The sequence below is a fragment of the Desertihabitans brevis genome (genome assembly GCF_003327535.1).
In the GTDB taxonomy this organism is placed as follows: Bacteria; Actinomycetota; Actinomycetes; order Propionibacteriales; family Propionibacteriaceae; genus Desertihabitans; species Desertihabitans brevis.
Genome location: NZ_QOUI01000008.1, coordinates 106,750 through 119,673 on the forward strand (window position 1 = coordinate 106,750; position 12,924 = coordinate 119,673).

The 12,924-nt window shown below is 74.8% G+C and carries 10 protein-coding genes; 4 read left to right on the forward strand and 6 right to left on the reverse strand.

What is annotated here, in order from left to right:
* Positions 1–6 precede the first annotated feature (6 nt).
* Positions 7–3,450, reverse strand: a complete 3,444-nt coding sequence (locus tag DT076_RS13570) for a phosphodiester glycosidase family protein (protein ID WP_114127225.1) — start codon at positions 3,448–3,450, stop codon at positions 7–9.
* 144 nt (positions 3,451–3,594) lie between these two features.
* Between DT076_RS13570 and metG the strand changes: the two genes are divergently transcribed.
* Positions 3,595–5,388, forward strand: coding sequence for a methionine--tRNA ligase (metG, locus tag DT076_RS13575; RefSeq protein WP_114127226.1), 1,794 nt, complete (start codon positions 3,595–3,597; stop codon positions 5,386–5,388).
* A 13-nt stretch (positions 5,389–5,401) separates the two neighbouring features.
* Here metG and DT076_RS13580 read toward each other — a convergent pair whose 3' ends face one another.
* Positions 5,402–5,854 (reverse strand): PGPGW domain-containing protein, encoded by a 453-nt coding sequence (locus DT076_RS13580; RefSeq protein ID WP_114127227.1) that lies wholly within the window; start codon positions 5,852–5,854, stop codon positions 5,402–5,404.
* 61 nt (positions 5,855–5,915) lie between these two features.
* On the opposite strand from DT076_RS13580, the gene DT076_RS13585 reads away from it, so the two are divergent.
* Positions 5,916–6,173: a DUF4031 domain-containing protein gene (locus tag DT076_RS13585; protein WP_114127228.1), complete on the forward strand. Its 258-nt coding sequence runs from the start codon at positions 5,916–5,918 to the stop codon at positions 6,171–6,173.
* Positions 6,174–6,188: 15 nt separating this feature from the next.
* On the opposite strand, the gene DT076_RS13590 is transcribed toward DT076_RS13585, so the two are convergent.
* Genes DT076_RS13590 through DT076_RS13605 form a run of 4 tightly spaced genes read right to left on the reverse strand, consistent with a single transcriptional unit; the run spans position 6,189 to position 10,147 of the window.
* Positions 6,189–7,022, reverse strand: coding sequence for a TIGR03620 family F420-dependent LLM class oxidoreductase (locus DT076_RS13590; RefSeq protein WP_114127229.1), 834 nt, complete (start codon positions 7,020–7,022; stop codon positions 6,189–6,191).
* A 58-nt stretch (positions 7,023–7,080) separates the two neighbouring features.
* Positions 7,081–7,674 carry a uridine kinase gene (locus tag DT076_RS13595; protein WP_407642733.1) on the reverse strand — a complete coding sequence of 198 codons (594 nt, stop codon included), beginning with the start codon at positions 7,672–7,674 and terminating at the stop codon, positions 7,081–7,083.
* On the reverse strand, positions 7,671–9,350 hold the full coding sequence (locus DT076_RS13600; RefSeq protein ID WP_233493960.1) for a phospho-sugar mutase: 1,680 nt from the start codon (positions 9,348–9,350) through the stop codon (positions 7,671–7,673). The genes DT076_RS13595 and DT076_RS13600 overlap by 4 nt, the downstream gene beginning before the upstream one ends.
* Positions 9,347–10,147 carry a purine-nucleoside phosphorylase gene (locus tag DT076_RS13605; protein WP_114127230.1) on the reverse strand — a complete coding sequence of 267 codons (801 nt, stop codon included), beginning with the start codon at positions 10,145–10,147 and terminating at the stop codon, positions 9,347–9,349. The genes DT076_RS13600 and DT076_RS13605 overlap by 4 nt, the downstream gene beginning before the upstream one ends.
* 226 nt (positions 10,148–10,373) lie before the next feature.
* Here DT076_RS13605 and DT076_RS13610 point away from each other — a divergent pair, with 226 nt between their 5' ends.
* Positions 10,374–11,486, forward strand: a complete 1,113-nt coding sequence (locus DT076_RS13610; RefSeq protein WP_114127231.1) for a 3-deoxy-7-phosphoheptulonate synthase — start codon at positions 10,374–10,376, stop codon at positions 11,484–11,486.
* A 13-nt stretch (positions 11,487–11,499) separates the two neighbouring features.
* On the forward strand, positions 11,500–12,918 hold the full coding sequence (locus tag DT076_RS13615) for an NAD(P)H-quinone dehydrogenase (RefSeq protein ID WP_199539183.1): 1,419 nt from the start codon (positions 11,500–11,502) through the stop codon (positions 12,916–12,918).
* The last annotated feature ends 6 nt before the right edge of the window (positions 12,919–12,924 follow it).

The following is a 12,924-nucleotide window of genomic DNA, read 5'->3' on the forward strand; positions in this document are numbered from 1 at the left end:
CCCGGCTCAGCCGGTGACGGTCACCTCCGCCCGCTCGGTGACGCCGTTCACGGTCACCGACAGCGTCGCGGTGCCGGGCCGGAGCGCGGTCAGCCGACCGGTCGCCGGGTCGAGGGCGACCACCGCCTCCCGGCCCGGCCGCTGCTCGCCGATGCTGACCCGGGCGCCGGACCAGTCCGCGCTCACCGGGTAGGCCACCGGGAACGACCGCTCGCCCTGGGTGACGGTCGCCTCCACCTGCGCCGTCGCGCCGACGCCCAGCTCGGCGGGCGCGTCGAGCGCGAGCTCGTCGACGTGCGGGCGCATCTCGACCTGCATCCACGGGTCAGCCGGCTCGGCGTGCCCGCGGCCGCGCTCGTCGGCCGGCACCGCACCGGCGTCGGGGTCGATGCCGACCAGGCTCCAGCCGGCGAAGCCGCCGTCGGCCGGGTCGGTGGAGGGCGCCTTGCCCATGTTGCCGTTGACGACGTACGGGACGCCGTCCACCGAGGCGGCGGAGAAGGCTCCGACGTGGGCGCCGATGAAGGCCGCGCCCTTGCCGGTCTCGGCGCGGAAGTCGGCGAGCAGGTCCTCGACCACCTCGGCCTCGTAGCGGTTGCTCAGCTGGCTGGCCTTGAGCGGGGACGGGTCGCGCGGCGGGTGGTGCCACATCACCACGACCCCGTTCACCGACGCGTCCGCCCGCGCGGCGTCGAGGGCCTGGTCGAGCAGCTGCCACTGCTTGAAGCCGCCGCCGCCCAGCGTCCCGGTGGAGGAGTCGAGCAGCACGAACCGGGTGCCCTCGTGCACGAAGGAGTGCTGGGCCGGCCCGAACTCGGCCTCGAAGGGGGCGATGGTTCCGGGGCCGTAGATCTCGTGGTTGCCCGGCACGTAGTACCAGGGCACCTTCCCCTCCAGCTCCTCCTCGATCACCGTGCGCGCCAGGGCCAGGTCCTCGGGGTAGGCGGTGTCGATGAAGTCGCCGTTGATGACGACGAAGTCGGGGTCGGCGGCGACGGCCTCGCGCAGGGTGCGCCGGGCCGCCGGCACCAGGGACTGGTTGGCGGCGGTGAACTGGGCGTCGGAGACGACGGCGAACCGCCACTTCCGCCCCTCGGTGCCGAGCGTGCCGTCGGTGACGACGACGTCGTCGGTGACCCGCTCCGCCGGTGGGGTGCGGACGGTCGGGGCGACCTGCACCGACAGGTCGTCGATCGTGGTGGCCGCGCGGTAGGAGCGGTTGGCCTTGGTCTCGATCACGGTGAACCGGCTGATCGAGATGGGGAAGGCGAGGGTCTGGGGGATGGCCACCTCGACCCGCTGCCAGCCGGGCTCGGTGAGGTAGGGCCCGTACAGCGCGCTGCTGCGGCCCTCGGCGTCGATGACGGTGAAGGCGGTCCACTCGCCTTCTCCGCTGGCGAGCACGTCGGCGCCGACCGAGAGCGGCTGGCCCTCGATCGCGAACGGTGCGGGCGCGTTGGCATAGGCCGTCCGGGTGGCGGTCGAGGCGGTGAAGTCGTAGTCGATGGTGAGCGCGCCGCTGCCGTCCTCGCCCTCGGCGGGTGCCAGCGAGCCGCTGCCACGGGCCGAGCCGAACCGCCAGCCGTCGATGCCGTCGTCGAAGTCGGCGAGCACCCGTTCCTCGACCCCGACGGTGATGCCGAGGCTGGTCGTCTGGCCCTGGGCGGTGGCGGTGACGACCACCGAGGCGGTCTCGGTCAGCGGGGTGACGTCCCAGCCGCCGGCGCCGTCGGGCTCGATCGTCACGGCGCTCTCGTCGTAGTCGAGCTCGACGTCGGCGGGCTCCAGCGGGGCCTCGAACCCGCCGTGGTCGGCGCCGATGATGCGGAAGCTGCCGCGGGCGTCGGCGTCGGGCAGGTTGACGGTGTCGACCGAGGGGCGGACGCGGTCCAGCGGCTCCAGCACCTCCAGCTCGAGCGAGCCGGTGACGCGGCGGTCGCGGGCCTCGACGGTGAGCGGTCCGGGCTGCTTCCCGGTGACGACACCGTCGCGGACCGAGCCGGTCTGGACGTCGGTGGAGCGCCAGGTGAGCCGGTTGGTCGCCACCGGGGCCAGCGTCTCGTCGTGGCCGAGGGCGTCCAGGCGGCGGGTCAGGCCGGGGAAGACCCGCAGCAGGTCCTCGTCCTCCTCGTCGGCGGCGGGCACCACGCGCAGCCCGTCGAGGCGGCCCGAGCCCTCGGCGGCGAACAGCCCGAGACCGTTCGGCACCGCGCGCAGCGACCCGTCGGACGGGGTGTTCTCGACGTCGAGGTCGTCCTCGCCGGCCTCGCGGGCCAGCATGGTGGACGACCCGCCGCCGTCGAGGTTGAGCGCGTCGTCGGCGCCCAGCTCCTTGAGGAAGCCGCCGAGCTCGGTGTAGGTCATCCCGCGGCTCTGCGCGATCCGGCCGTCGATGGAGACGAGGTAGGCGGTGTCGCCGTCCTCGTCGAAGCCGATCGCGGTGCGGGGGTGGGCGGCCGGGTCGGTGTGCGGGACGACCTCGCCGTCCTCCAGCAGCGTGACGTTGCCGCCGAGGGCGGTGGCCAGCTCGGCGCCGTCGTAGCGCAGCTCGTGGCTGACGGCCACCTCGTCGCCGACGACCAGTCCGGCCAGCGCGTCGGCGCCGCCGTCGCGGCCGACCAGCACGGTGGTGCCGGGCGCGATGGCACCCGCGCCCGCGGTGTCGGCGACCGCGGTGACCACGCCGTCGACCAGGGTGACCTCGCGGACGCGGGTGGCGCCCTCGGTCATCCGGGCCCGGCTGGCCTCGCCCCACTGCTCGGTGAAGGCGCCCACGCCGTCGGCGACGACCTGGTGCTGGTTGTAGCCGGCCAGCGGGATGCTGCCGCCGTCGGGCAGCTCGACCCGGCCCTCCAGCAGCGCCCGGGTGATGTGGCCCAGCCCGTCCTCGTCGAAGCCGACGGCCAGGTCGTGCCCGGGCACCGGACCCTTGACGATCCCGTCCTGGGCCTGCCCGACGCCGAGCGGGGCGCCGGTGTTGTTGATGTCGAAGAAGTCGCCGTTGACGCCGGCGACCGCACCGCGCTCGGTGGCCGGGCCGTCCAGCGGCTCGGGGTCGGTGACCCGGCCGGAGTCGAGGTAGTCGGCGGTGATCCGGCCGTCGCCGAGCTCGACGGTGAGCACCTGGCCGCGGATGAAGCCCTCCCGCGCGACCCAGTCGAAGGTGGTGAGGTCGAGACCGGGGGCGACCGGGCGGGCCTGCCGGTCGAGCAGTACGCGGGCGCCGTCGTCCTCGCCGATCGGGACGCCGTAGCCGCCCTCGTCGCTGCTGGCGGCGGGCAGCCGTCCGGCGGCCGGATCGGCGGGCCCGGGCACCGGCACGGCGTCGTGCGGCGGGACGTCGGTCGGCTGGGCGGTGGCGGGCAGCGGCCAGGCCAGTGCCGGCAGCAGGACGGCCAGCAGGCCGGCGGGAAGCAGGGTGCGCAGACGTGGCGCGGGGGTGGCAGTCACGCGTCCGATCCTCGCGGAGCCGCAGAGGTCTAGACAACGACCGGCGGGCCACGAGGTGGTGAACTCCGGCGGACGCGCGGTGCCCCGGCCGGCACCGGGAATCGCGGTCGGGGACGGGGTGCGGTCCTGGGTAGGGTGCGGCGCATGACTGCTGTTCTCGCCGCCGTGGCCTGGCCGTACGCCAACGGTCCCCGGCACATCGGCCACGTGTCCGGTTTCGGGGTGCCCTCCGACATCTTCGCCCGGTTCATGCGGATGAGCGGTCACGACGTGCTGATGGTGTCGGGCACCGACGAGCACGGCACGGCGATCCAGGTGCAGGCCGACAAGGAGGGTCTGACCGCGCGGGAGACCGCCGACAAGTACCACCGGATGATCACCGAGGACCTGCGCGGGCTCGGGCTGTCCTACGACCTCTACACCCGCACCACCACGGTCAACCACCGCGAGGTGGTGCAGCAGCTGTTTACCGCGCTGGAGGAGAACGGCTACGTGGTGGCGAAGACGTCGATGGGCGCCATCAGCCCGTCCACCGGACGCACCCTGCCCGACCGCTACGTCGAGGGCACCTGCCCGATCTGCGGCTATGACGGCGCCCGCGGCGACCAGTGCGACAACTGCGGCAACCAGCTCGACCCGATCGACCTGTTGAACCCGCGCTCGCGGATCGACGGCGAGGTGCCCGAGTTCGTCGAGACCGAGCACTTCTTCCTCGACCTGCCCGCCTTCGCCCAGAGCCTCACCGCCTGGCTGGGCGAGCGCCGCGACTGGCGTCCCAACGTGCTGAAGTTCAGCCAGAACTTCATCGACGACCTGCAGCCCCGCGCCATCACCCGCGACCTCGACTGGGGCGTGCCGGTGCCGCTGGAGGGCTGGCGGGACGCCCCGATGAAGCGGATCTACGTCTGGTTCGACGCCGTCATCGGCTACTTCTCCGCCTCGGTGGAGTGGGCCCGGCGCAGCGGCGACCCGGATGCCTGGCAGAAGTGGTGGCACGACCCGGAGGCGCTGTCGTACTACTTCATGGGCAAGGACAACATCGTCTTCCACTCCGTCATCTGGCCGGCGATCCTGCTCGGCGCGAGCGGCAGCGGTGACAAGGGCGGCACCCCGGGCCCCTACGGCGGGCTGAACCTGCCCACCGAGGTGGTCTCGAGTGAGTTCCTCACCATGAGCGGGGCGAAGTTCTCCACGTCGCGCAACACCGTGATCTACGTCCGCGACTTCCTGGAGGAGTTCGGCCCGGACGCGCTGCGCTACTTCATCGCCGCGGCCGGCCCGGAGAACCAGGACGCCGACTTCACCTGGGAGGAGTTCGTCCGCCGGATCAACAACGAGCTGGCCAACGAGTGGGGCAACCTCGTCAACCGCTCGCTGTCGATGGCGCACAAGAACGTCGGCGCCATCCCCGCGCCGGGGGAGCTGCAGCCGGTCGACGTCGCCCTGCTGGAGGCCTCCGCGGCCGCCTTCGACACGGTCGGGCAGGCGCTGGGGCGCAACAAGGTGCGGCAGGCGATCGGTGAGGCGATGCGGATCGTCACGCTGGCCAACCGCTACCTGTCGGAGACCGAGCCGTGGAAGCTCAAGGACGACCCGGGACGCCGCGACACCGTGCTGCACACCGCGCTGCAGGTGGTCTCGGACTGCAACACCCTCCTCACCCCGTTCCTGCCGCACTCGGCGCAGCTGGTCTTCGAGGCCCTCGGCGGTCGCGGGGTGTGGGCGGCGCTGCCGGAGATCCACGAGGTGTCGGAGGAGGGCGGACCGGACTACCCGGTGCTGATGGGCTCCTACGCGTTGGAGCAGGCCCGCTGGCAGCGCACCGACATCGCGCCGGGCACGCCGTTGAGCAAGCCGTCGCCGCTGTTCAGCAAGCTCGACGAGACGCTGGGTGAGACCGGGCCGGAGTGGGCGCCGGTGCACCGCGCCGAGGACTGAGCGGGGCCGGCCGTCAGACGCGGGCGACCGGACCGTGCCGGCGGTGCCGCCACCAGCTCCAGACGAGCAGCACCAGGGCCAGGACGGCCGAGCCGAGGACGGTGCCGCCGGTGGCCCAGCCGCCGAACAACCAGAACCGGTCGTCCACCGGCCACCAGCCGGGGGCGGGCGGGCGGATCCCCCAGAGCACGCCGACCCCGGCCACGACGAGCACGCTGAGAACCGACAGCGCCAGCCGCGGCCAGGTGCTGACGGCGTCGTCGGCGGTCCGCAGCGCGCGCCGCTTCACCGGCTCCACCCAGCGCTGGGCCCAGGCGTACTGCTGCGAGAGCACCAGGAGGCCGAGCAGGAGCAGCAGCAGCCCGGGGCCGGGCAGCACCAGCGCGGCCAGGCCGAGCACGACCAGCCCCCAGCCCAGCACCTCCAGGCCGATGCGCTTCAGGGCGGCGCCGCTGCGGCGGAACATGGCCTCCAGCCTGGCAGGTGGGCCCGGGCGGGAGCCGGTCGGCCCCGGTTACGGTGGGGCGATGATCTTGATCGACCCGCCGCGCTGGCCGCACCGCGGGACGGTGTGGTCGCACCTGGTCAGCGACGACTCCTACGAGGAGCTGCACGCCTTCGCCGCCGGCCTGGACATCCCGCGGCGGGCCTTCCAGGGCGACCACTACGACCTGCCGCAGGAGCGGTACGACCGCGCCGTGGAGCTCGGCGCGGTGCCCACCGACAGCCGCGAGCTGCTCCGCCGCCTGGTGGCTGCGGGGCTGCGGCGGCGCCGCCGCGGCTGAGGCGGGTCGCGGTCGTCAGAGACCGAGCGCGGCCGCCAGCTCGCGGAGCTGACCGGGACGGTCGTCGCCGTCGGTGAACTGCGGGTGCACGGCGACGTGGTCGGCCCCGGCGGCGAGGTGCCGCTCCAGCCGTGCGGCGACAGCGTCCGCCGGGCCCTGGTAGACCAGCTCGTCGAGCAGCCGGTCCGAGCCGCCGTCGGCGATGTCGGCGTCGGAGAAGCCGAGCGTCTTCAGGTTGCGGGTGTAGTTGCTCAGCCGGAGGTAGAGGGCGACGGCCTGGCGGGCGACGTCGCGGGCCGCCGCCGGGTCCTGCTGCAGCGCGATCTTGTGCTCCGGCGCCAGCAGGACGCCGTCGCCCAGCTCGGCCCGCGCGCGGGCGGTGTGCTCGGGGGTGGTGAGGTAGGGCAGCGCCCCGGCGGTCCGCTCGCCGGCCAGCCGCAGCACGCGCGGACCGAGGGCGGCCAGCGCGCGCTGCTCGGGGGCCACGCCCGCCGCGTCCAGCGCGTCGAGGTAGTCGACCAGGCTCTGGTAGGGCGAGGCGTACTCCCGCTGCGCCTCGGGGTGACCGATCCCCACCCCGAGCAGGAACCGGCCGGGGAAGCGCTCCGCGAGCCGGTGGACGGAGGCAGCGACCGTGGCGGCGTCGTCCTTCCAGACGTTGACGATGCTCGTGCCCACCAGCACGTGCTCGGTCGCCGCCAGCAGTCGCTCGGCGTCGGCCAGGTCGCCGTCGGGCGACCCGCCGATCCACAGCGTGCCGAAGCCGAGGTCCTCCGCCGCGGACGCCAGCTCCGCGGACCACTCGTCGGCGCGCAGCCAGATCCCGTACCTGCCGGTGTCGATGCTCATACCCGGGGAACCGGTCCGGCGCCGGACCGATTCCCCGACCGTCCGCGCTGGCCGAGCCTCAACCGGTCGAACCGCCGGCGAGGCGGCGGACGGCCGCCCGCATGCCCAGCGGCTCGAAGCCCAGCGCGAGGGCCCGCCGGCGCATCGCCGGCTCGGAGCGCCACAGCGCCAGCCCGCGGCGCAGCAGCACCAGCGGCGGCTTGCGCCGCTCCCGCAGGTCGCGGAGCAGCCGGAGCAGGAAGGTCAGCGTCCGCGGCCGGTTGAGCCACAGCGGCTGGACGTGCATGCCGGCCGCGCGCGCCGGCTCGAGCACGTCGGCGGCGAAGACACCCTCGGCCACCACGCACCCGTCGTCGGTCAGCGTCAGGACGTGGCTGCCCACCCGGGCGTTGGCGGCGATCTCGTAGCGGGGCAGGGTGACCGTGCCGGTCCGGCAGAGCGTGCGCAGCGCGTCCACCGCCTCCTCGAGGTGCCAGGAGCCGGGGTCGTCCCAGTCGACGATGCCGAGGGTGTGCGGCAGTCCCGGCTCGTCGCCGTCGCGGTAGAAGTCGTCCAGGCGCACCAGCGGCCGCCCGGCCATCCGGGCCAGCCGCGACTTGCCGCTGCCCGACGCCCCGGCCACCAGCACCAGCGTGCGTCCGCTCCCGGTCATACCAGCCCGAGCGCGGTGGCCATCTCCTCGCGCAGCTCGGCCAGCAGGGACGCCGCCCGCACGCGGGCCGCCGCCAGATCGGTCGACTCCTCCGGGCTCTGGCGCACCTCGAGGTAGCACTTCAGCTTGGGCTCGGTCCCCGACGGGCGCGTCACCACCTGCACCCGGTCGGTGGTGATGAGCACGCCGTCGGTGGGCGGCAGCGCGTCGCTGCCCGCGGCCAGGTCGAGGACCCGGGTCGGCTCGCCGAGCAGGGTCGTCGGAGGAGTGGCCCGCAGTGTCTGCATGGCGGTGGCGATCTGACCCATGTCGGTCACGCGCACCGACAGCTGGTCGGTGGCGTGCAGGCCGGAGGTGCGCATGATCTCGTCCAGCCGGTCGGTCAGCGTGCGCCCCTCGGCGCGCAGCGACGCGGCCAGCGCGAGCACCCGCACCAGCGCGGTGATGCCGTCCTTGTCGGCCACTGCGGCCGGGTCGCAGCAGTAGCCGAGCGCCTCCTCGTAGCCGAAGGCCAGCCCGGGCACCCGACCGATCCACTTGAACCCGGTCAGCGTCGTGGTGGACGGCTGCCCGGCGGCCTCGGCGAGCCGGTCGAGCAGGGTGCTGGAGACCACCGAGCGGGCGTACACCCCGGACGCGCCGCGGCGCAGCGCGTCGTCGGCCAGCAGCGCGCCGAGCTCGTCCCCGCGCAGCATCCGCCACCCGCCGGGCGCCTCACCGCCGGCGTCGGGGACGGCCACCGCGCACCGGTCGGCGTCGGGGTCGTTGGCCACCACCAGCTCCGCGCCCTCCTGGTGCGCCGCGGCCAGCGCCAGGTCGATCGCGCCGGGCTCCTCGGGGTTGGGGAAGGCGACGGTGGGGAAGTCGGGGTCGGGCTCCACCTGCTGGGCCACCGGCCGGCCGGGGGTGAAGCCGATGGCGCCGACCACCGCGTCCACCACCGCCGCGCCGACGCCGTGCAGCGGGGTGTAGACCCACGACACCTCCCGGGGCGCACCGGCCGGGACGAGGGTGGCCGCCCGGGCCACGTAGGCCGCGAGCAGGGAGTCGTCGGCGGTGCGGTACCCCGCCGAGCGGACGACGTCGGCCAGCGGGGCGGCCGCCGCGGTGCGGATGTGGGCGGCGATCTCGGCGTCGGTCGGTGGCACGATCTGGGAACCGTCGCCGAGGTAGACCTTGTAGCCGTTGTCCTGCGGCGGGTTGTGCGAGGCGGTGACCACCACCCCGGCCACGCAGCCGAGGTGACGCAGACCGAAGGCGATCACCGGCGTCGGGGTCGGGACGTCCACCAGCACGGCGTCGAAACCGGCCCCGGCCAGCACCTCGACGGTGTCGCGGGCGAAGACGTCGGAGTTGTAGCGGGCGTCGTGGCCGACCAGCACCGTCCCCCCGGGCGCGCCCGGCTGCTCTCCCAGCCAGGCCGCGAGCCCTGCGGCGGCCTGGGTGACCACCACCCGGTTCATCCGCGCCGGTCCGGGCCCGAGCGGGCCGCGCAGCCCGGCCGTCCCGAACTGCAGCGGACCGGCGAAGGCGGCGGCGAGCTCGGCGGCCGCGGCCTCCTCGCCCTCCCCGGCCCGGGCCAGCAGCAGGTCGAGGGCGGCGACGGTGGCCGGGTCGGGGTCCTCGGCCCGCCAGCGCGCGGCGGCCTCGGCCAGCTCCTCGGGCAGGGCGCTCACAGCACCGCCACCAGACCGGTGAGCAGCTCGGCCAGCCGCGGGGCCGCGTCCCGGCCGGCCTCGATGACCTCGGAGTGGTCCAGCGTCGCGTCGGTGGTCCCGGCGGCGGCGTTGGTGACCAGCGAGATGCCCAGCACCTCCAGCCCGGCCTCGCGGGCCGCGAGCGTCTCCAGGGTGGTCGACATGCCGACCAGGTCGCCGCCGAGCACGCGGGCCATCTGCACCTCCGCCGGCGTCTCGTACTGCGGGCCGCCGAACTGCACGTAGACGCCCTCGTCGAGCTCGGGGGCGACGCCGCGGGCCAGCTCGCGGAGCCGGCGCGCGTACGCCTCGGTCATGTCGATGAAGGTGGCCCCCCGCAGCGGGGTGGTGCCGGTGAGGTTGATGTGGTCGCGGATCAGCACCGGCGTCCCCGGCGGCCAGGCCGGGTTCAGCCCGCCGCAGCCGTTGGTCAGCACCAGCGTGGACGCCCCGGCGGCCGCGGCGGTCCGCACCCCGTGCACCACCGCGTCGACGTCGCGCCGCTCGTAGAAGTGGTGCCGGCCGGTGAAGACGGCGGCCACCTTGGCGTTCGGCGTGCGGACCACCCGCAGCTGCCCCCCGTGGCCGGCGACGGTGGGGGCGGTGAACCCGGGCAGGTCGGCCAGCGGCACCGTGGACAGCTCCTCACCCAGCCGGTCGGCGGCCGCCGACCAGCCCGAGCCCAGCACCAGGGCCAGGTCGACCGACTCCAGCGAGGCGGCGGTGAGCAGGGCGCGGGCGGCGTCGGCGGCGAGCGCCTTCGGGTCGTCGGTCACCCGCGCAGTCTCTCACCGTGCACCCCCGGGCGTCGTCGGTGTAGGCTGCCGCTCGTGTTCGCACGATGGTTCGGCTATCTGACGTCGGCTCCGGAGGGGCCTGCGGCCGGGTAGACGCGCCACCACGAACCTTCCAGAGCCGACGGGGCAGGGACGACGTCCCTGCCCTTCGCCGTTCCCGGCGGGCTCTGGACGAGGGCCCGCCCCCGATCCCAGGAGCCCTCCCGTGACCACCACGACCGCCCCCGGCGCCACCGCCGGGCCGCCGACCGCCGACGTCCGCGTCGTCGGGACCGAACCACTGCCGAGCCCGGCCACGCTGTTCGAGGAGGCGCCGGGCGACCCCGTCGCCGACTCCGTCCGACGCTCCCGCGACGCGGTCCGGGCGGTCCTCGACGGTGTCGACGACCGCCTGCTCGTCGTCGTCGGACCCTGCTCGATCCACGACCCCGACGCCGGGCTGGAGTACGCCGGGCGGCTGGCCGCCGAGGCCCGCCGGCTGGAGCCGGACCTGCTGGTGGTGATGCGCACCTACTTCGAGAAGCCGCGCACCACCGTGGGCTGGAAGGGCCTGGTCAACGACCCGCACCTCGACGGCAGCCACGACATCGGCACCGGGCTGCGGACCGCCCGCCGGTTCCTGCTCGACGTCAACGCGCTCGGGCTGGCCTGCGCGACGGAGTTCCTCGAGCCGATCACCCCGCAGTACCTGGCCGACCTGGTGACCTGGGGGGCCATCGGGGCGCGCACCGCCGAGAGCCAGATCCACCGCCAGCTGGTGTCCGGGCTGTCGATGCCGGTGGGCATCAAGAACGGCACCGACGGCGGGCTGCAGGTGGCGGTGGACGGCTGCCGCGCGGCCGCGGCGGCCCAGACCTTCCTCGGCATCGACGCCGAGGGGCGGGCGGCGCTGGTCCGCACCACCGGCAACACCGACACGCACCTGGTGCTGCGCGGCGGGGCGAGCGGGCCCAACCACTCCCGCGAGCACGTGCAGGCCGCCTCGGACGGGATGGCCGCCGCCGGGCTGAACCCGCGGGTGCTGGTGGACGCCAGCCACGCCAACAGCGGCAAGGACCACCGCCGGCAGCCGGGAGTGGCCGCCGACGTGGCCGAGCAGGTGGCCGCCGGGGGACCGGTGGCCGGGGTGATGCTGGAGAGCTTCCTGGTGGAGGGACGCCAGCCGCTGGACGTCGCCGTCGGCCCGTCCGCCCTGGTCCGGGGGCAGAGCGTGACCGACGCCTGCCTGGGCTGGGAGCAGACGGTGGAGGTGCTCGACGCGCTGGCCGCGGCGGTCGGGCGGGCCCGCCGGACGGACGGCCGGGGATGGTCGGCGTGACAGGATGGGCGGCGTGACTCGTGTGGTGATCATCGGCGGCGGACCGGCTGGGTACGAGGCGGCCCTGGTGGGCAGCCAGCTCGGCGGGGAGGTGACCCTGATCGAGGACGCGGGCGTCGGGGGCGCGGCCGTCCTCACCGACTGCGTCCCGTCCAAGACGCTGATCGCCACCGCCGAGGTGATGACGATCATCCAGGGCTCGGAGGAGCTCGGCCTCCGGGTGGGCGGCGCCGACGGCGACCCGGCCACCATCGACTCCCTCGTCTCGGTCGACCTCGCGGCGGTGAACTCCCGGGTGCTGGGGCTGGCGGCCAAGCAGTCCAGCGACATCACCGAGCGCCTCGCGCGCGAGCACGTGGACGTCGTCCGCGGCCGGGGACGCCTGGACGGCACCCGCCGGGTGGTCGCCGAGACCTCCGACGGCGAGCGCAGCTTCGAGGCCGACGCCATCCTCGTCGCCACCGGGACGCACCCGCGCCGGCTGCCCGACGCCCAGCCCGACGGCGAGCGGATCCTCACCTGGCAGCAGCTCTACCACCTGGAGGAGCTGCCCGAGCGGCTGGTCGTGGTCGGCTCGGGGGTCACCGGGGCCGAGTTCGCCAGCGCCTACCACGCCCTCGGCGTCGACGTCGTGCTGGTCAGCTCCCGCGACCAGGTGCTGCCCGGCGAGGACCCCGACGCGGCCCGCGTCCTGCAGGAGGTGCTGGAGCGCCGCGGGATGACGATCATGGCCCGCTCCCGGGCGGCCGCCGCCCGGCGGGTCGGCGACGGGGTCGAGGTGGAGCTCACCGACGGCCGCGTCATCGAGGCCTCGCACGTGCTGATGGCGGTCGGCTCCATCCCCAACACCACCGACATGGGGCTGGAGGAGGCCGGGGTGGCGCTGACCGACTCCGGCCACATCACCGTCGACAAGGTGTCCCGCACCTCCGCGCGCGGCGTCTACGCCGCCGGGGACTGCACCGGGGTGCTGCCGCTGGCCTCGGTGGCGGCCATGCAGGGCCGGATCGCGATGTGGCACACCCTCGGTGACGCCGTCGCCCCGCTCGACCTCAACACCGTCGCCGCCAACGTCTTCACCGCCCCCGAGATCGCCACGGTCGGGGTCTCCCAGCAGGACGTCGACGGCGGCGTCCTCGACGCGAAGGCGGTCACCCTGCCGCTGCGCGGGAACGCCCGGGCCAAGATGCAGGGCATCGAGGACGGCTTCGTCAAGATCTTCTGCCTGCCCCGCACCGGCATCATCGTCGGCGGGGTGGTGGTGGCGCCGTCGGCCAGCGAGCTGATCCACCCGCTCTCGCTCGCCGTCGCCGAACGGATCACCGTGGACGAGTTCGCCGGCGACTTCACCGTCTACCCCTCGCTGTCGGGGTCGCTGGCCGAGGCCGCGCGCCGGCTGCACCGCGGAGCGATCACCCCCGTCGTCGACTGAGACACC

Coding starts and splice junctions, on each gene's coding strand:
- metG (WP_114127226.1), top strand. CDS start 3,595: ATGACTGCTGTTCTCGCCGCCGTGGCCTGGCCGTACGCCAACGGTCCC.
- DT076_RS13580 (WP_114127227.1), bottom strand. CDS start 5,854: ATGTTCCGCCGCAGCGGCGCCGCCCTGAAGCGCATCGGCCTGGAGGTG.
- DT076_RS13585 (WP_114127228.1), top strand. CDS start 5,916: ATGATCTTGATCGACCCGCCGCGCTGGCCGCACCGCGGGACGGTGTGG.
- DT076_RS13590 (WP_114127229.1), bottom strand. CDS start 7,022: ATGAGCATCGACACCGGCAGGTACGGGATCTGGCTGCGCGCCGACGAG.
- DT076_RS13595 (WP_407642733.1), bottom strand. CDS start 7,674: ATGACCGGGAGCGGACGCACGCTGGTGCTGGTGGCCGGGGCGTCGGGC.